The sequence below is a fragment of the Pelagicoccus sp. SDUM812002 genome, from assembly GCF_031127835.1.
In the GTDB taxonomy this organism is placed as follows: domain Bacteria; phylum Verrucomicrobiota; class Verrucomicrobiia; order Opitutales; family Opitutaceae; genus Pelagicoccus.
The window spans coordinates 276,665-292,937 of sequence record NZ_JARXHX010000006.1 but is presented as its reverse complement, the minus strand read 5'-3'; the positions used below and the strand labels follow the sequence as shown (position 1 = coordinate 292,937).

General features: G+C 54.4%; 18 protein-coding genes and 1 tRNA gene. 9 read left to right on the top strand and 10 right to left on the bottom strand.

What is annotated here, in order from left to right; genetic code table 11:
* The first annotated feature begins 131 nt into the window (after positions 1-131).
* Genes QEH53_RS11680 through QEH53_RS11670 form a run of 3 tightly spaced genes read left to right on the top strand, consistent with a single transcriptional unit; the run spans position 132 to position 3,209 of the window.
* Positions 132-1,616 (top strand): flippase activity-associated protein Agl23, encoded by a 1,485-nt coding sequence (locus QEH53_RS11680; protein WP_309023373.1) that lies wholly within the window; start codon positions 132-134, stop codon positions 1,614-1,616.
* Positions 1,603-2,487 (top strand): FAD:protein FMN transferase, encoded by an 885-nt coding sequence (locus tag QEH53_RS11675; protein ID WP_309023372.1) that lies wholly within the window; start codon positions 1,603-1,605, stop codon positions 2,485-2,487. Before QEH53_RS11680 ends, QEH53_RS11675 begins: the two co-directional genes overlap by 14 nt.
* A 2-nt stretch (positions 2,488-2,489) precedes the next feature.
* Entirely contained in the window at positions 2,490-3,209 is a 720-nt protein-coding gene (locus tag QEH53_RS11670; RefSeq protein WP_309023371.1) for a glycosyltransferase, read from the top strand.
* Positions 3,210-3,298: 89 nt separating this feature from the next.
* Here QEH53_RS11670 and QEH53_RS11665 read toward each other — a convergent pair whose 3' ends face one another.
* Together QEH53_RS11665 and QEH53_RS11660 are read right to left on the bottom strand one after the other, a co-directional pair.
* Positions 3,299-3,757 (bottom strand): DoxX family membrane protein, encoded by a 459-nt coding sequence (locus QEH53_RS11665; protein WP_309023370.1) that lies wholly within the window; start codon positions 3,755-3,757, stop codon positions 3,299-3,301.
* 98 nt (positions 3,758-3,855) lie between these two features.
* Positions 3,856-4,782 carry a bile acid:sodium symporter gene (locus QEH53_RS11660; RefSeq protein WP_309023369.1) on the bottom strand — a complete coding sequence of 309 codons (927 nt, stop codon included), beginning with the start codon at positions 4,780-4,782 and terminating at the stop codon, positions 3,856-3,858.
* Positions 4,783-4,931: 149 nt separating this feature from the next.
* On the opposite strand from QEH53_RS11660, the gene QEH53_RS11655 reads away from it, so the two are divergent.
* Positions 4,932-5,402: a hypothetical protein gene (locus tag QEH53_RS11655; RefSeq protein ID WP_309023368.1), complete on the top strand. Its 471-nt coding sequence runs from the start codon at positions 4,932-4,934 to the stop codon at positions 5,400-5,402.
* Positions 5,403-5,432: 30 nt separating this feature from the next.
* Here QEH53_RS11655 and QEH53_RS11650 read toward each other — a convergent pair whose 3' ends face one another.
* The 3 genes from QEH53_RS11650 to QEH53_RS11640 are packed head-to-tail and all read right to left on the bottom strand — an operon-like array spanning position 5,433 to position 7,385.
* Positions 5,433-6,494 carry a LysM peptidoglycan-binding domain-containing protein gene (locus QEH53_RS11650; protein ID WP_309023367.1) on the bottom strand — a complete coding sequence of 354 codons (1,062 nt, stop codon included), beginning with the start codon at positions 6,492-6,494 and terminating at the stop codon, positions 5,433-5,435.
* 10 nt (positions 6,495-6,504) lie between these two features.
* Positions 6,505-7,080 carry an SET domain-containing protein-lysine N-methyltransferase gene (locus QEH53_RS11645; RefSeq protein ID WP_309023366.1) on the bottom strand — a complete coding sequence of 192 codons (576 nt, stop codon included), beginning with the start codon at positions 7,078-7,080 and terminating at the stop codon, positions 6,505-6,507.
* 20 nt (positions 7,081-7,100) lie between these two features.
* Positions 7,101-7,385 carry a DUF167 domain-containing protein gene (locus tag QEH53_RS11640; protein ID WP_309023365.1) on the bottom strand — a complete coding sequence of 95 codons (285 nt, stop codon included), beginning with the start codon at positions 7,383-7,385 and terminating at the stop codon, positions 7,101-7,103.
* A 72-nt stretch (positions 7,386-7,457) separates the two neighbouring features.
* On the opposite strand from QEH53_RS11640, the gene QEH53_RS11635 reads away from it, so the two are divergent.
* Positions 7,458-7,952: a hypothetical protein gene (locus QEH53_RS11635; protein ID WP_309023364.1), complete on the top strand. Its 495-nt coding sequence runs from the start codon at positions 7,458-7,460 to the stop codon at positions 7,950-7,952.
* Between the two features lie 49 nt (positions 7,953-8,001).
* Here the strand turns inward: QEH53_RS11635 and QEH53_RS11630 are convergent, their stop codons facing one another.
* Both QEH53_RS11630 and QEH53_RS11625 read right to left on the bottom strand, forming a co-directional pair.
* The gene (locus QEH53_RS11630) at positions 8,002-8,829 is read right to left on the bottom strand and encodes an HDOD domain-containing protein (RefSeq protein ID WP_309023363.1); all 828 of its coding nucleotides are present in this window, start codon (positions 8,827-8,829) and stop codon (positions 8,002-8,004) included.
* A 187-nt stretch (positions 8,830-9,016) separates the two neighbouring features.
* A complete protein-coding gene (locus QEH53_RS11625) occupies positions 9,017-10,588 on the bottom strand; it encodes an HDOD domain-containing protein (RefSeq protein WP_309023362.1) in 1,572 nt (523 codons plus the stop codon).
* Positions 10,589-10,834: 246 nt separating this feature from the next.
* Between QEH53_RS11625 and rny the strand changes: the two genes are divergently transcribed.
* Positions 10,835-12,370, top strand: coding sequence for a ribonuclease Y (rny, locus tag QEH53_RS11620; RefSeq protein ID WP_309023361.1), 1,536 nt, complete (start codon positions 10,835-10,837; stop codon positions 12,368-12,370).
* Positions 12,371-12,439: 69 nt separating this feature from the next.
* On the opposite strand, the gene QEH53_RS11615 is transcribed toward rny, so the two are convergent.
* Both QEH53_RS11615 and QEH53_RS11610 read right to left on the bottom strand, forming a co-directional pair.
* A complete protein-coding gene (locus tag QEH53_RS11615) occupies positions 12,440-12,862 on the bottom strand; it encodes a hypothetical protein (RefSeq protein WP_309023360.1) in 423 nt (140 codons plus the stop codon).
* Between the two features lie 17 nt (positions 12,863-12,879).
* Positions 12,880-13,644 carry an inositol monophosphatase family protein gene (locus tag QEH53_RS11610; protein WP_309023359.1) on the bottom strand — a complete coding sequence of 255 codons (765 nt, stop codon included), beginning with the start codon at positions 13,642-13,644 and terminating at the stop codon, positions 12,880-12,882.
* A 96-nt stretch (positions 13,645-13,740) separates the two neighbouring features.
* Here QEH53_RS11610 and QEH53_RS11605 point away from each other — a divergent pair, with 96 nt between their 5' ends.
* From QEH53_RS11605 to QEH53_RS11595, 3 genes are all read left to right on the top strand, one after another.
* Positions 13,741-14,430 carry a 3'-5' exonuclease gene (locus QEH53_RS11605; protein WP_309023358.1) on the top strand — a complete coding sequence of 230 codons (690 nt, stop codon included), beginning with the start codon at positions 13,741-13,743 and terminating at the stop codon, positions 14,428-14,430.
* Between the two features lie 88 nt (positions 14,431-14,518).
* Positions 14,519-15,391 (top strand): SMP-30/gluconolactonase/LRE family protein, encoded by an 873-nt coding sequence (locus QEH53_RS11600; RefSeq protein WP_309023357.1) that lies wholly within the window; start codon positions 14,519-14,521, stop codon positions 15,389-15,391.
* A gap of 172 nt (positions 15,392-15,563) precedes the next feature.
* Positions 15,564-15,899, top strand: coding sequence for a hypothetical protein (locus QEH53_RS11595; RefSeq protein ID WP_309023356.1), 336 nt, complete (start codon positions 15,564-15,566; stop codon positions 15,897-15,899).
* Between the two features lie 66 nt (positions 15,900-15,965).
* On the opposite strand, the gene QEH53_RS11590 is transcribed toward QEH53_RS11595, so the two are convergent.
* Positions 15,966-16,042: transfer RNA gene (locus tag QEH53_RS11590), tRNA-Ile, on the bottom strand.
* Positions 16,043-16,273: the final 231 nt, after the last annotated feature.

Here is a 16,273-nt window from a genome sequence, read left to right as displayed (position 1 = left end):
AACCAAGGCCCGCTACGTGCGCCTGTACTCCGACGGCAACACCAGCAACGAGATGAACCACTACGTCGAGGTGGAGGTCTTTGGAGAGTACTAGGAAAGCCCTCTTTCTTTATTGGGTCCCAGCAGTTCTTTTGCTGGGACTCGCTTTTTGGCTGCGAAACGAAAGTTCGCAGCTTCGTCTTTTTCATGCGGACGAAGGCGTACAGTCGTATCAAGCTTGGCGTTTGATCGAAACGGGTGACTACCGCTACGACCCCAGCGAACATCATGGTCCGCTGCTCTACTATGTGACGAAATGGATGGCGCCCTTTTTGGAAGATAGTTCCGGCGCTCTTTCGGATGCTGGCATGCGGCGGGTCCCGCTCTTGTTTAGTCTCGTAACTCTAGTATTCGGGTTATCGGTCTTTCGGCGCTGCGGGGCAGGGCTGGCTCTACTTTGGGGGCTGCTTTTTGCTGCTGCTCCGCTGAACGTAATCTACGGGTCATACTTCGTGCAGGAGGCTCTGCTGGTCTGTTTTACCTTGGCGTTTTTGGTAGCGATTCACGGCTATTGGCAGCGTCCGTGTTGGATGTGGGCGAGTGTGGTGGGGGTTACGCTTGGCCTGATGCATGTTACGAAGGAAACTGTCGTATTGCATGTAGCCGCCATTGGATTAGCTCTTGTGTTGATCGCTTGGATACAGAAAAAAAGTATCCCTGTAGCCCTTACAGCGTTTTTTAAGCATCTGGGTCTTGCGGTTGGACTCGCCTTGCTCATGCACTGTTTGTTTTTCTCGTCGTTCTTTCGAAATCCGCAGGGAATTGTAGACGGATTCGCCACCTTCTTTAGCTATGCTGATAGATCACAAGGGCAGGGGCACGAGAAACCTTTCCTTTATTACTTGAGCTTGTTGTTGCCGCAGCGTCTAGAAGGGGTTCGCTGGGGGGAGCTGGCCTTTTTGGTTGCGGTTGTGGTTGGCGTGATCCGCAGCTTTCGGAAGGTGAGAGAAAACGGATTCTCCGCTTTTGTCGTATTGAGTGGAATTATCATGATAGTCGTGTATTCGGTGATTCCTTACAAAAATCCATGGTTGTTGCTCGGACCGTATTGCCTGCTCTCCTATGCTGCGTCTTTCGGCGTAATCGATCTTTTCCGGATGGGAATCATGGAAAGCGAGAGAGTTCGGAAATGGAGTTTATATGCTGCAGCGGCAGGGGTGTTGCTGTTTCTGGGCTTTGAGCTTCGGAGCAATTTGAATAAGGCGATTTATTTGTATTCCAGTGCAGCACGAAATCCCTATCTGTACATGCACACGACTCCCCGTTATGCAACGTTAGTAGAGCGTCTAAATTCAGTTAGCGAAAGCGAAGGGATAGCAGTTTATAGTCCGGATGCGTCTTGGCCTTTGCCGTGGCATCTGCGCGAAAGGGAGCGCGTGGGTTATTGGTCGGATCTGGAGAACTACAAGCCCAGAGGTATCGACTTGATTGATACGCGTTTACTACTAGGGAACGAATCTGTGATGAGTGATGGTGCCTTCTGGGAACTGCACGGTTTGAGGCCAAATACCTTGCTCGCTTTACGGGCGGAGGATGGAATCGCTGTTAAATGGATAAATGCGAATGCTAAGGATTGACGAAAAACCGGAGCTTTTCAGTTTTCGCCATGAGGCGATGGCGGCTGACCTAGTGGTTTCGCTTGGCGGAGTCGAAGAGGAGTACGCACGTCAAACGGCGCAGGCGTTTTTTGCGCGGGTAGATGAGGTGGAGGCCAAGCTAAGCCTCTATCAGGAAGGCAGCGATGTGACACGCATCAACCTTTTGCAAACCGGTGGCGAGACGCGGGTGAGCGAAGAGTGTATCGAATGTTTGCAGCTCGCAATGGTCGCGAGCGGTCTAACGGGCGAACGCTTCCATCCGTTCTTGGGAGTCGAATCATTGAGAGTGAAGGGAAATGTGCCTCCCTACTTGGACCAAATCTTGAATTCTGAGCCGAGCGGCGGACGGTCGTCTTCGGTGCAAATTGACCCAACAACCCGATATCTCAGAAAACTGAATACAGGAACGATTCTCGACTTCGGTGGCATTGGGAAAGGGTACGCCCTGGACCAAGGAATGCTGGAAATCGAGGATTGGGAAATTCCAGTGACGATGGCGAATTTTGGTGGGAGCACACTTTTGTTCAAGGCGTACGAAACTGAGTCACCTTGGACTGCTGCGTTGAAAGGAGTTCCTGTGAGACCCTTTAGGTCTGGAGCGTTCTCTAGCTCCGGAACGGGTTTCCAGGGTGAACATATTGTGAGCGGAGACGATGGCTCTCTCTTATGGGAACGCTGTTTTGCCCGAACCCCGTCGGCGGCCCTCGCGGACGCTCTGACGACTGGAGCGATGCTGATGGACGAAGCTGCGCTGGATTTGCTTTGCCAAACGGATCGTGAATTAGTGGTGGCAGCGACGAATATAAATGGGAGCTGGGGTGTTGAACGCTTCTGCGATTGGGGAAGCTGATTATGGACTGCTTTTTGGTCATTCCTTGCCTCAAGGAAAGCGAGCGAGTGCCAGTTTTCTTGCGATCGCTGTGTGAGGCGATCGAAGCGAGTCCCCACGAAATCGCTGTCCAACTGGTAGATGATGGATCCGGACCTGGGGAAGTGGAGCGATTGCGCCGCGTTGTATCCAAAATTCGAAACGATTACTCTTTTCTTACGGAAGTTTTCTCGATGAAAGAAAACCGAGGAAAGGGTGCTGCTATTCGCAATGGTTGGGCTTTGGCTCCCGACGACGTTCGTATCCTCGGATTTGTCGACGCGGACGGGTCGGTATCTGCTGCTGAGACTTTGCGGCTGTTTGGTGAGACTTCAAAAGAAACGGAGCCGTTTCTGGTGATGGCAAGTCGACGTGCGAAGGGCGCTCGTGTTGATCGCTCTCTATTGCGCAAGTGTGTGGCTGCGGGGTTCGCCAAATTGGTTCAGCGATCCTACGGTGTTCAAGTATTGGATACGCAGTGCGGCTGTAAGTTTCTGTCTGCGACTTGGTACCAAACGCATGACAGAGAGTTTCAAGAGGAAGGCTTCGGGCTGGATCTGGAATTGATCCTGAAAGCGCAGGGCACCGGATGCAATCTTCGTGAGGTGGGGATCGCTTGGCATGAGGAGCCCGGGAGCAAAGTGGGTTTTTCCGACGTCTGGACGCTTGGTAAGGCGATCGTACGGAAGCGAATCGGTTCTTGAGGAACCTGGGACAAATAAACGCCCTAGCCGTGCGGCTAGGACGTCCATTTAGGGGTAGGGTTGTTTTTTGTATCTAGTTCCTGCGCTTTTCAGCGCAGAGACTCGAATTTGTTATGCCTTACAAAGTAGAGGGCTGCGGTGGTAAAGAGAAGATAGAAACCGATTTCGTTTACTTTTTCTCCGTTGCCGAGAACCATCTGGCCGTAGGCGAGGGAGACGAACGTGAGCGCGATGAGGGCCAGTGCCCATTTTGTCTTAACTCCTGCGAGGAGCAAGAGTCCAAGTATTATTTCAACGTACCCGATACTGAACGCATAGAGGGAAACAAGGAAGCCGGGGATGTCGGTCTTTTCGAAAGTGCCGATGATCCACGCGGCGAACCCGTCGTAGTATTTGTCAAAGGAGTAGTCTCCCGACTCGTTTTTGAACTTTCCTAGTCCGGCGAGCAGAAATCGAAGTCCAAGGAAGAGACGGAGGGAAATGAAGGCCCAGCTTTCGGCTGACCAGTACAGGGGAGACCCGCTACGTTGGGCTGGCTTTCGTGGCATATGGGATATTTGGGTATGAGGTTCTAGCGAGGAACCGAGCGAGCCCTACGGCTAGGGTGTGCGCGGTTGGGGAAATGCCTGGGATATAGAAGATAGCTCTAGGGCTTGAGCCAACCTTGGGTAAAGAGCGTCGCCTTAACCTCGTCGTTCTCGAAGTGGAACCACTCCTTGTGGGTGACGCGCCGCATGAAGTAAGTGACTACGGTAGAGGTGTTGACGATGAAAAACGAGTAGAGAAGGGCGGGCCAAAGGATCAGGTTTGCTTGGCTCTCGGGGAAGCTCAGCAAGATGATAGCGAAGGCGAGCGGTCCGTTTTGGATACCTGTTTCGAGGGATACGGTGCGGCAGCTGCGTTTCGACATGCCGAGTCCGCGGCTAACCCAGTACCCGAAGAGGAATCCGCCGAGCCCTAGTCCGATACTGGTGAAGAGGATAGAGGGATCGGTTTCCAGCAGCTGGGAAAAGTTGCGCGGCAGCCAGCTGAGGATGAGGAAGAGAATAACAACGATACCGAGAGCGGCACCGGTCTCCTCCATGTTCTTGGCCCAGCGTTCGCTGCGGCTGCGCAGGAAAATGCCCCCAGCGACTGGGACGAGGCAGGCGGCGAGCGAAAGGACGACCTTACCAGTGTCGACCGTGAGGTTTTCGGCTTGGAAAGGACCGGTATAGATGGCCAACAAAATTGGCATAGCCAGTAGGGCGGCTCCCGTGGTGATGGAGCTAAGTGAAATACTGAGGGCGAGGTCGCCTTTGGCGAAGTAGTTGAAAAGGCTTGAGGTGGTACCTGAGGGACAGCAGGCGACGATGATGATGCCGATGGCCCAAGCGTTGGGCATTTGGAAGAACTTGGCCATGCCGAACGCGAGCGCCGGCATGATGAGGTATTGCGACATGAATCCCACTATGACCGGCTTCGGTGTTTTAATGGCCTCCTTGAAGTCCTTGAGGGAAAGGGAGCAACCGAGGCCGAACATGATGACTAGGATCATCACCTTGAGTAGGCTTTCCTCGAGTGGGGTAATCATTGTGACGTTAAAGTACCGCGGTGCACAGGGTTTTCCAGAAAATAATTTTTTACAAACGAGGCTTTTAATGGGGGATCAAGGATGGATAATCGCAGGTATCTGGGGCGAATCGCTTAACGTTGGTTGTGGCGCGACGATAGCCAATAGGTATGAAGCGTCTAATCATAGCTACGCTGGCTTTTGCCTGCGTTTGCTCGGCCCGAGACTTTAAACCGAACGAGTTGGAAATCGCAGCCCATCGTCGTGAGGTTTACCAGTTGGCTCGAGACTATGTGGTGAACACGTTTAACCTGCAGGTTCGCGACGAAAGCTCTTTCAATCCGGTCCGCTTCAATTCCCACGGGGTTTGGGGCGACTTCGAAGCTCGCATCAAGGAACTCGGTCAGGACCGATTCGAGGTTCAGGGCTGGGTCAATGCGGTGGGGAACCCCCGGAATCGTATTCGATGGGCTGTCCATATCCGCTATCAAATCGAGGATCCGCAAGGGTGGCGCTATCGCAAGGTCGACGAGGTCTACGTCAACGAACCCGAGTTTATCGGCTGGAAGTTTGGTGACTATCGGAGCCCTCTCTACCGGGCGGATTACGACCCGCTATTTATGGCCCGCGTCTTCAAGTAGCTACGAACTATTAACTTTGGTGGCTGCTGATCAGTCGAGCTTGGCCTTGAAGCTTTCGGTGGGGAAGTACTTGCCCGGGCACTGGGTGTGCTTGGGGTGGATCAGGGTGTGAGTGGTGACGCGAGCGACTGGGACTCTCGTTTTATCCATGAGGTATTTGACGAGGGCTTCGAGCGTCTCCATCTGCTTGTCGGTGGGCCGGGTTTTCGAGAAATCGCCCACGAGGCAAATTCCGATGCTTATTTGGTTGAGCGCGTAACTGGAGACGTGTCCCCCTTGGATTTGCTTTTTCCAGCGATCGCCGATGTAGAGTTCCCCGTCCTTCATTCCGCGGCCATTGCCGATTACGAAATGGTAGGCGAGGCCGTTTTCCATGCGGCGCTCGTTGCGGTGGTAGTTGTCCATGCCCTTGGCGGAACCGACCCGGGTAGCGCTGTGGTGGATGACGATGTGCTTCCACTGGCTGGTCTTGGTGCGAATACGCTCGAGGGTGGATTCGTCGGAGTTGGCTAGCTGGGGGCCTTGGGGTATTGGCGTTGTTCCAGGGGCGACAGGGATCTTGATGACTTGACCGATCTTGATGCGGTTGGCGCGCCGGATCGAGTTCAAGCTAGTCAGGGTGTCAAGGCTGACGCCGTACTTCTTGGCGATATCCGATAGGCTGTCGCCGGAGCGGACCTTGTATTCGATAATCGTGGAAGCGACAGGGGCGGTATTGCCTTCGCTTGGTAGAGGGATCTTGATTACCTGCCCGACGCTGATGCGGTTGGCGTTGCCGATGGCGTTGAGGGCTGTGATGGAGCGAAGCGTAACGCCGTGCTCCTTCGCTATGTCGGATAGGTTGTCTCCGGTTCGGATCTTATATTCGGTGAACTGGGGGGCAGGAGCGGGTATGTTGAGCTTTTGGCCGATAGAAAGGGTGTTGGCGTTGCTCAGGTTATTGGCATCTTTGATCTCCTGTACGGAGACCTTGTAGGCTTGGGCAATTTCGGTGAGGGTTTCGCCTCTGCGTACGCTGTGTACCGTCGCGGCCTCGGCAGTCGTAGTGACTGAGAAGAGGAGGAAGGCTGCGTATACAAAAAACTTATACATCACTGAGCGCTTAGGCTTTCTTGTTCTTCAAGCGTTTCTTGAGCTTCTTTAGTTTGCCCCAATCTTCTTTTCGCACGATGTGGCCCACGCAGTTGTCAGAGCCGCAGAGACAGGGGTGGTCCTTCCAATGTTCCAAGGCATAGCCGTAGTCGAAGGTGATCTCCTCGCCTTCCTTGATATCGCGCAGTGAAACGAGCCAGATTTCGCCGTCCACGTTTTGAGCTTCGCAGTTGGGAGAACAGGAGTGGTTAGCGAGGCGGGCGATATTCCAATCGAAGTTTCCGTCGATGTCCGTCTTGTCGTCCAACTCGAAGATGTAGACGGCTCCGACGTCTTCGACGAGCGAGAGGTCGTGCTGGTCGTTGGCCCGAGCGGTGGCAGTTTTCTTTTTCACCAACTCTCCGAGATACTGGATGACGTAATCGTCTTCAGGGATGTTTTGGGCGGCGAAAAGTCCGTGGTTGTGTATAGCGGAGGAGGAGGTGCGAACGTAGGGGAAGTCGGGAGGATTTCCGTCCTTGTCCAATCCGATGTACTTCGGCGCCTTTTTCTTGGAGGGTTTCTTGGATTTGGAATCTTTGCCCATGTGGTCAGAATTTGCGAGGATCAGGGGCGGGGAAGGTTTGCGAATTGGCTAGAGGAGAGGCGCTCGAAGGCAATCAATTTCTGTTTGCTGGTTTCGCCCCGAGCGATGCTTATCTGGTTTTTGGATACGCCGACCTGCTTGGCGAGAAAGGCGATGAGAGCTTTGTTGGCCTTGCCGTCTTGGGCGGGCGACTGGATGCGGATCTTGAGGGTGGACTCGTCTAGCCAGCCGGCGAATTCGCTTGTCGCTGCGTTGGGCACAACCTTGACAGAGAGAGTATGCTGACCTGTAGGGGAACTTGGCATGCTGCGGGCAGTCCTTATTGGGCGCTTGCGTTTAGGCTGCGAAGCAATTCTTAAAGGGGAGAGGGTTTTGATATGTTGAATCAGAAGAACAGAGAACCGAATTTTATCGAGAAGCGGAGAGCTGAGCCAAATTTCATCGAGAAACGGCGTCAGTGGAAGAGCAAGATGGAAAAGCCGCTTTCGCGCCGGACCTTGATGATGGTGCTACCGGCCCTCGTTTTGAGCGTTTTTGTCATGTTGTCAGCTCCCTACTTGAAGTTGATCATGGAGGAGTTTCTCAAGAAGGGTACCGAGATGAGCATGCCGATGGAGCTGAATCTCGAGGAGGTAGAGATGAAGGAAAAGGCGGGGCCGCCGCCTGATCCCGAGGCGGTGTTGCGTGAGGAATATCGCAAAATGCTGGAGGCTGAAGGCTTCGACTGGCGGCAGAAGCCGGAAATCGATGGTCCAGACCTGCGCTTCGCGAAGGAACGGAGCCTGGAGGTAAAGCCCGTCGATGTTGAGTTGCCAAACACGATGACGGAGCTTCGAGCAGCCTCGCAAGGCGCTGAAACTCCGTCAGATTAGTGTGTTTCCAACAAGATCCGGCGTGACGGCCGGGAAAGTTTTTCTGCGATTAGCAGGGGCTATAGTTGCCCAAGAGAATCGAGTCGGCGACGTGTAGGCTATCGCTCACGTCTGTAACGAGGTTCCAGAGCGTTTGCTCGCCTTCGCCGAGAAGGTTGAGCACGAGGAGGTCCGGTCCGAGTGCTTGGTCCGGGAGCTCGTCTACCTCTCGAATGACGCCAGTGATCCACTTCGCGAGATTGAGCAGGCAAGCCATCTTACCGGTGGTCTGGCAATCGAGGGGGGAGTACTGGAAGCGTATCGGGTCGGTGATGGCGCTGGGCATGCCCCAGTCGCTGAGAAGGTTAAAGCAAAGGCCTGATTGATTGAACTTCTGGAGGCGATTGTTCAGCTGGCCGATGTTGGTTCGTTCGTTGCTTTCGTCTGTTCCTGTTTCGAGGACTGCCTCTGCCAGGGAGTGGATCAGGCCGATGGTGTAAGCGCGCTTTTTGTCGATGTGGTGTTTCTCGGCAAGCGTTTCCATGCAGACGGCGCATGTAATGGCGCGTTTCCAGTGCTCGGAAGAGTAGGAGAGCTCGTCGCCCTTGGGAGGGTAAGAGTAAAGGCCCAACAAGTCGTACATGCGTTGGAAGCCGATCGCGGTGATGGCTTCTTCGATGCTGAGATAGCCCTCGGGCTTCTTTTCTGCCATCAGGTTCGCTTCTCGCAGAATACGGGTGGCGAGAAGGGGCTCGAGACGGATGAGGGGAAGGATCTCGTCGGGGTTTACGTTGCCCTCAGCCACGAGGCTGCGGAGGCTTTTTCCGATGCGGGATGCTGGGGCTAGGAGTTCGAACTGTCGCTGCAGGTCGTTGACTGTAGGATTGACTGGGTCCATGCCCAGCTTTTCGCCTCAGATCGGTCCACGTTTAGCGAGGGGTTCTAGTTTCGGTAATCGAGCTCAGCGGCCAACGAATAGCGCTGGATTTCCCGATAGGTGGCCGTGGTGTCTATTCTCTACCGCATTGCCGTGCCTAGCGCTTAGAGGACGGATTCTGAAAATAGCGACGGTCTTGCGTCCTTGGCTAGACTGCGATGACCGTCTGGGAATCGATCAGTCCGTACAGGAGGGAAATGGAGGAGCGGATGGAGCGGAGGTGCTTCAAATCGGTTTCGGATAGGTCGATTTGCCGGCCATTTGAAACCGTGCCGACTATGATGGAACGCAGCTGCTTGTCGAAGTTGACGGGGAGTATGATCAAGGAGCTGGTTTCGCCTGCTGCGTGAATCCACTCAGGGATGACTTTGCTGATCTTGCCAGCGTTGGTGTCCTGGATCAAAATATCTTCTTTGCGTGCGAGGCAGATGGAAAAGATGTCCTGTTTATCAGGACCGAAGATGGGACGGTTTTTGACTTTGCCGAAGAGTCCGCCCGAGCCGTAGCGAGCTGAGAGATTCTTCGGGTCGAATTCTTCCCGTGTGAACACGAGGCAGTTTTCGAGGTTCGCAGCCTCGCTGAAGGCGGTGCAAACCTCGTTGAACATTTCGTCAAGTTTCACTTTGGAACCAGGTACTAGGGCTGCTTCGATCTTCTTCTCGGCCGCAGCGAAGGTCTCGTTTGAGTAGGTCGTTCGTTCTGCCTCGCTCATCTCGAGGAGTGGCTTGTTTTTTAGCTGTGCCTGGATCTTGGCGTGGTCTGGGGGATCGGGAAGATGAGCCGAGTTCAGCCGTGCGCGAAGTTTGACGGAAGTGGGGGAGTTTTTCTCCGAGATCCCCACCGCGCGATTGAGGTCACTGATATTCTGGTCAACTTGTAGAAGAGCTTCGTTGACCGCCTCGATGCTGAGCGGGTAGCTGGCGGCGAATTCGGAGAGAACGCTGCTAAGCGCGTGGTTGAAGTTTTCCGGCGAAACATTTCCGTCGAAAACGACAGATGTGAGGGAAACTGCCAACTCGGACAGGATCAGAGCTTCGTCCTGAGAGGAGTAGGGCGGTCGAGACTTGGTTTCCTTGGATAGTTTCTGCAAGGCAGCCATGATCGACTTGGGCAGGTTGGTTTGCTTAAGGATAGCTTCGCCGAGGGAGAGCGGCGTTATCCCGAACACGAGTTCAAACGCTTGGTCTTCTGTCATGTCGAGTGCGTGCGAGCGGGCCAGCCGGTACTCCTCGAGCTTGAAGGTGGAAAGCAGCAGCCGCCCATAGTTTCGCAGCGAGGCGCAAACGAATAGTAGCTCCGACTCTTCCCCTTTTCCGGGGCTTTGGCTCAGCTGCTTGGCAAGCATGCCGCTGCAGATGCAGCGGGCTGCTGCCTGACGCTGTTCGTAGGAGTTGGCACCGTGGCTCGCGTTTTCCGCCAGCATGAGAGTAATTGCGAGATTCCGGATTTTTTCGAAGCCGACGGTGTGAATGGCGTCTGATATCGTGCTGACGGGCTGTACGCTGGGATTATAGCCGAGAGTGTTCGCTGCACTGATTACTTTTGCCGTTACGGTGGGGTCCCTTCCGATCAAGTCAGAGAGCTCGCTGATCGAGATGCTGAAAGCCTTGGAAGCCAGATTTTGGATTATCTGGATGATCTCGCTGATTGCGGTCGTCTTCTTGTCAGCCAGGGCCGATTCGATATCGATAATGGTTCTACGTGCGAGGGAGGGAGGCATTTAGGTTTTGAAACTACTATCTGAGGGTTCGTTATGGATAAAACAGCCCAGCTCTAGGAGAATAGCAACCCACTCAACTGGGGCGGTCAGCGTTTGGGGCGCTCTTTTACACCTGATTTGCAACAACTTGGATAACAGTGTAGTGGATAAGTTCTAAGGAACTTGTTGTTGCCTTGTTGTTGAAAATTATTTGGCTTCGGAGCGTCAAGAGACCCCTCCTTGGGAGTCTCTCTTTTTTTTCACGAAATGAGCAGTAGCATTTGGATCGGGCTGGCAGCTCTTGGAGCTGGATTCGCCGCAGCGTATTTCACTCTCAGGTGGTCCATGCGTAGGCTGCGGCAACAGGCTCAGGCAGAGGCGGACTCGGAGCTGGATCTAGCGCGCCGCAAAGCTGAGATCGAGGCCCTCGAAAGTCGGGCCAAGGTGGAACGTGAGATCGAAGGTTTACGCAGCGATTTCGAACGAGCCGAGCAACGAGCCGAGCTCGAAATAGAAATGAAGCTCAAGGAAATCCGCTCCCATGAGGAGTCGATTGGCCTGTTGGACCATCAGTTGCAGCTACGCCAGAAGCAGATCGAGAAGGAGCTCGAGGAGCTGAAGCAGAATCGAGACAGCCTTTCCCAAATGTCAGCCAACATGCAGCGCACGATGGCCAATCTCGCTTCGATGGACGTTTCAGAGATCAAGGAATCGCTGCGCGAGCAGGTTCGCCTCGACTGTCGTGACGAGCTCAAGAAACTTCGCAAGGAAGTGCTCGAACGCTCGGAGGCGGAGATCCAGCGCGAGGCTCGTCGGACCATGCTGGCCGCCATGCAACGGATAGCCAGCAAGCCGAACAACGATATCACCGCTGCCATCGTGCAATTGCCGAACGACGAAATGAAGGGCCGCATCATTGGCCGCGAGGGGCGCAATATCAAATGCTTCGAGACAGCCACCGGCACGACTTTGCTTATCGACGAATCGCCTAGCATGGTGATGGTTTCTTCCTTTGATCCGGTTCGCCGGGAAATCGCTAAGACCGCTCTCGAGCGCCTCGTGAAAGATGGCCGTATCCATCCTGCGACGATCGAAGAGTTTGTGGGCGACGCTCGCAATGACGTCGACCAAATCGTCGAAAACGCAGGGGATGCAGCGGTCGAGCACCTGAAGATTTCGCGCCTTCACCCGGAGATTATCACCCTGCTCGGCAAGCTGAAATTCCGCACGTCTTACTCGCAGAACGTCCTCGAGCACTCCGTTGAGGTAGGCTTCTTGGCTTCGATCATAGCCTCGGAACTGGGGCTTGATCCGAACGTCGCCAAACGAGCTGCACTCCTGCACGACATTGGCAAGGCGATCGATGGAGAGTACGAAGGCAGCCACGCCATCGTTGGCGCGGAATTTGTAAGGGCTCGTGGAGAGGACGACATCGTGGTCAACGCGGTCGCAGCCCATCACGAAGAGGTGCCGCCGGAGTCCCTCTATGCTGCTGTCGTCATCTTGGCAGACACCATTTCCGCGGTGCGTCCCGGAGCCCGAGCGGAAACGCTCACTTCTTATATCGATCGTTTGCGGGACTTGGAACAGGTAGCGCTGTCCTTCGATGGGATTCGCTGCGCCTACGCGATCCAAGCTGGACGCGAGGTGAGGGTCATCGTTGATCCAGAGCTGTCTGACGACGAGCATGCTCGGACTTTGGCGAGGGATATCCGCGACAAGATCGAAGCGCAGCTGGAATTTCCGAGCTCGATCCGAGTGACGGTGGTTCGCGAGCAGCGCTTTATTGAAACCGCGAAATAGCGAGTGTCGAACCGCGGCTTCGGCGCGTGCTTTTGCACCGAGTGTCTACAGGCAGGAATATGCGTTTCTCTAGAGCTCGGTTGCCAAGCGGGCGCTGAGATCGGTGATGGCTGCTCCTAGCTTTGCTCCGACTCCCACGTTTCCGTCGTGCCCGGCGATGTGTAGCTTCACGGCTAGGTCCTTCAGGGTCGTGATGGTCTCGATGGCCTTTTCGTTACCCACAGCTTTAGCTTCGAGAGCAGTAAGCGTAGGGGTCATGGCGACTTCGAGGTGATGGAATTCAATGGACTGCCCGGCTGCCGCAGCAGCGACGGATTCGCTGGCGAGCAAGCTCAGGCGGGCAAGCAATTGAGTCTGGTCGTAGGTACCGATGTCTGCGTTTTCCCAGGCCTGAGTCTCGCGTGGGGCAGAGTGGACATCGTCCATGGCAGAGTCGGAGCAGCCTGCGAGTAACAAGGTGGCGGCGAAGGTGGCGGCAGTGAAGGTCTTCATGATGTTAAGGGACGTGTTTATTGGTTGAGTGTTTGGACAACGGACTCGTGCAAGTCTGAATTGCTAGCAATGCAAGAATCTCCTTTAGCCGGATTTCCGCCGAACCAGTCGGTGATCACTGCTCCGGATCCCCGCAAAACGGGTACGAGGGCCATGATGTCCCAAGGGTTGAGAATAGGATCGAGCATGATATCCGCCTTGCCACTCGCTACGAGGAAGTAGCCGAAGCAATCTCCCCAAGTCCGGCAGAACTTTGTCTTGCCGAGAAGCTCTTCGAAATTGGCTCCATTTTGGTAGCGTGGGATGGATTGCGCGTCAGTGGTGAGTACAATTGCCTCATTAAGGGGCACGCCGCTACGAGCTCTGATAGGTTTCGAGTTGCAGTAGGCCGTTTGGTTGTCGCCGGAAATGCGCTTGTGGATGACGGGGTAGTTGATCGTACCGAAGAGCGGCTCGCCGTCTTTGAGCAGGGCGATCATGGTTCCGAAGAGAGGTGTGCCGGCTGTGAAGGTTTTCGTACCGTCTATGGGATCGACAACCCATTGGTAGTCAGCGGATTCGTTGAGGTTTCCGAATTCCTCTCCCATGATGCCGTGCTCCGGGTAGAGCGTCTCGATCGCGTCCCGAATCATCTGTTCGGTTTTGCGGTCGGCCTCGGTGACCGGGGTATCATCGCCCTTGGAAATGACCTCGAGATCTGGCGACTCGAAGTACTCGAGGATGATACGTTCTGTCTCCTTGCAGAGCTTGCCGGTGAAGGCGTCGAATTCTTCGAATTGCATAAGGGAGGCAGATTGCTGGCCCTTTGCGTCCTGTTAAACATAAAAAGCTTCCTAAGGATTCCCTCGTATATCTAGTCCCTTGCAAAGAGCCGCAAAATGGATTTCCTGCCTTCTATGGATCCTTATTGGGACGACATGCCTATCCACGTCATCGATTTCGAAGGCGGACCCCATTGCGGGATTGTGGAGTTTGGCGTGGTCACTTTGAAGGGTTCTCGCATCGAGGAAGTCTCAACGCGACTCTGCCAGCCGAAGGCCAAGATTTCCCGCAAAGAGCAAGCAACCCATGGGATCAGCAATGAAGCGGTAAGTGGCTTGCTCCCTTTCGCTCAAGAATGGGATCGCTTCGCTCACCTGCGCGAAACCGGACCGCTTGCTGCCCACTTCGCATCCGCGGAAAACTCTATGCTGAAAGCAGTGTTTCCTTACGCCCGTCGGAGCGAGAATTGGATGAATCCCGGAAGCAAGGGAAATGACTGGGGGCCTTGGATCGACACCGGGTATTTGTATCGCAACTACGGTGACGACGGTTCCACGCTCAAGCTGGAGGATTTGGTGTTGCGTTGGGAATTGCAGAACGAGCTCGACGAGCTGGCAGCTAAATACTGCCCGCTGGACCGCCGACACTACCACTGCGCCCTTTACGATACGTTGGCGAGTGCCCTGCTGCTGCTGCTTTACTGCAGCGAGTTGCGCGAAGAGAGGGCGACTATTCCACAACTCCTCATCGAGAGTCAGGGTAGTGCCGCCCGCAAGCAGGCTGCTGAGCAACAGCAACTGTTCTGAGTCCAGGCTACTTTACTGTGTCTCGACCTCTTAGGCACGAGCGATAAAAGGGTGGCCAAGCCAGTGTTGCTTTGGATTATCCGCCGCTATGACTGAAGTACAATGTGTCTATCATGATCGCGCTCAGCTGGGCGAAGGCGTCTTCTGGAGCGAACGAGATAAGAAGGTCTTTTGGATCGATATCGAAGGGCATCGCGTTTGCCGCTTCGATCCTGCTACCGGAAAAAACGATTCCGTCTTTGTAGGGCAGCAGGTGGGCACTGTCGTTGAAAACGCTTCTGGCGGCCTCGTGGTAGGCCTGAAGGACGGCGTTTACGCTTTGGACTTCGAGACTGGCGTGTCGGTGAAGTGGTGCGACCCGATGGAAGGAGATCCGGATAATCGACTTAACGATGGAAAAGCGGGTCCAGACGGTCGCTTCTATGTAGGTGGGATGGGGCCGGATGGAGGGCAGTCCCTATACCGTATCGACAATAATACTACAGAATACGAGGTCATTGAGACTGGAGTGACCTGCTCCAATGGTCTTGCGTGGGGACTCGATCACAAGACTTTGTATTATATCGACAGTCCGCAGCGCGTTGTTTGGGCCTACGATTTCGATTTGGAAACTGGAACTGCTTCGAATCGGCGAGTGGTTGTCGATGTACGCGGCGAAGAATGTGTACCGGATGGGATGACAATTGATGCGGAAGGCAAACTATGGGTTGCCTTCTGGGAAGGTTGGGGAGTTCGTCGGTACAATCCGGATACGGGGGAGTTGATGCAGGAAATCAAGCTGCCAGTTGCCCGAGTGACAACCTGTGCATTTGGCGGTGAAAAATTGGATACACTCTACATTACCACAGCAAGTGTAGGCTTCGAAGAATCTGACTGGTTAAGGGAGCCGGAGGCTGGCGGGCTCTTTTGCTGCAAGCCGGGAGTACGTGGGTTGCCAAGCTTTCAGTTCGAGAGAACTTAGCGTCGGTTTGGCTCACGTGGCGCTGAGTAGTTCTCGAAGCGTGATAGGGAGTGGCGCTGGGTGGTGTCGGCCTTTCCTCCACCCTAATCCACTAGTTAAATATCAGGTAGCTTGAATTGCTATTTTCGCGTAAACTTTAGCTGCCTTAAACCGAAGAACCACTTGATCCAAAATGCGCCAACTCGATCCTAAGACAAGCCACCTGAGAGCTCGCTCCCTAGAGCCTCCTTTGACGTCCCCGCCTGACGAAATGTCCTTGCTGGAAGCTTTCGGGCCTCTAGTCCGTGAAGTAGAGGAAAACATCGAGATGTATTTTTCGGATTTAGCATCAGCTTCAGACACGATCTCTGGCGAGTGCTTCGATGACGACACACATGCCAGCTTTTACGTGGCGTCTCGTGAAGTCATCTCTCAGGGACTCAAAACCCAGCTCGAGTTTCTGAAGGACAACGCCCCGCATGCGTTCTCGATCCTAATTCGCAAAGCCGGCCTCAGTTTGCCCTGCTGAATCCCTCGCAAGCTAAGAGGTGGTAGTCGGAAATAGCTGTCTCGTTGACGCTTCTCTCAAAAGAGATGGTAGGCCCGCTCGGACTCGAACCGAGGACCAATGGATTATGAGTCCACTGCTCTAACCAACTGAGCTACAGGCCCACTGAATATAGTGGAAGGTTGGGTTTTTGCTGTTAGAAAGGGCCGTTGTCAACCCCGACGCGAACCTGATTTGCGTCGAAGGATGGGTTCCTTAACGGGCTAGGATTGAGAATAGGCTTAGTGGTGCGGCTCCGATTACGTCCATTGCGGTCACAGCTCGCGGCTTTTGTGTCGAGGAGAGGAGCGGGTCGGGCGATTGGCAGCTCTCGCAAAAGGACTTGGCGCGGATCT

Excerpts from the sequence above, each read along its gene's own strand:
- QEH53_RS11655 (WP_309023368.1), top strand. The coding sequence starts at position 4,932 with ATGAAGCGTCTAATCATAGCTACGCTGGCTTTTGCCTGCGTTTGCTCG.
- QEH53_RS11665 (WP_309023370.1), bottom strand. The coding sequence starts at position 3,757 with ATGCCACGAAAGCCAGCCCAACGTAGCGGGTCTCCCCTGTACTGGTCA.
- QEH53_RS11610 (WP_309023359.1), bottom strand. The coding sequence starts at position 13,644 with ATGCAATTCGAAGAATTCGACGCCTTCACCGGCAAGCTCTGCAAGGAG.
- QEH53_RS11650 (WP_309023367.1), bottom strand. The coding sequence starts at position 6,494 with ATGTATAAGTTTTTTGTATACGCAGCCTTCCTCCTCTTCTCAGTCACT.
- rny (WP_309023361.1), top strand. The coding sequence starts at position 10,835 with ATGAGCAGTAGCATTTGGATCGGGCTGGCAGCTCTTGGAGCTGGATTC.
- QEH53_RS11645 (WP_309023366.1), bottom strand. The coding sequence starts at position 7,080 with ATGGGCAAAGATTCCAAATCCAAGAAACCCTCCAAGAAAAAGGCGCCG.
- QEH53_RS11605 (WP_309023358.1), top strand. The coding sequence starts at position 13,741 with ATGGATTTCCTGCCTTCTATGGATCCTTATTGGGACGACATGCCTATC.
- QEH53_RS11615 (WP_309023360.1), bottom strand. The coding sequence starts at position 12,862 with ATGAAGACCTTCACTGCCGCCACCTTCGCCGCCACCTTGTTACTCGCA.
- QEH53_RS11630 (WP_309023363.1), bottom strand. The coding sequence starts at position 8,829 with ATGGACCCAGTCAATCCTACAGTCAACGACCTGCAGCGACAGTTCGAA.
- QEH53_RS11660 (WP_309023369.1), bottom strand. The coding sequence starts at position 4,782 with ATGATTACCCCACTCGAGGAAAGCCTACTCAAGGTGATGATCCTAGTC.
- QEH53_RS11635 (WP_309023364.1), top strand. The coding sequence starts at position 7,458 with ATGTTGAATCAGAAGAACAGAGAACCGAATTTTATCGAGAAGCGGAGA.
- QEH53_RS11640 (WP_309023365.1), bottom strand. The coding sequence starts at position 7,385 with ATGCCAAGTTCCCCTACAGGTCAGCATACTCTCTCTGTCAAGGTTGTG.
- QEH53_RS11675 (WP_309023372.1), top strand. The coding sequence starts at position 1,603 with ATGCTAAGGATTGACGAAAAACCGGAGCTTTTCAGTTTTCGCCATGAG.
- QEH53_RS11595 (WP_309023356.1), top strand. The coding sequence starts at position 15,564 with ATGCGCCAACTCGATCCTAAGACAAGCCACCTGAGAGCTCGCTCCCTA.
- QEH53_RS11670 (WP_309023371.1), top strand. The coding sequence starts at position 2,490 with ATGGACTGCTTTTTGGTCATTCCTTGCCTCAAGGAAAGCGAGCGAGTG.
- QEH53_RS11625 (WP_309023362.1), bottom strand. The coding sequence starts at position 10,588 with ATGCCTCCCTCCCTCGCACGTAGAACCATTATCGATATCGAATCGGCC.
- QEH53_RS11600 (WP_309023357.1), top strand. The coding sequence starts at position 14,519 with ATGACTGAAGTACAATGTGTCTATCATGATCGCGCTCAGCTGGGCGAA.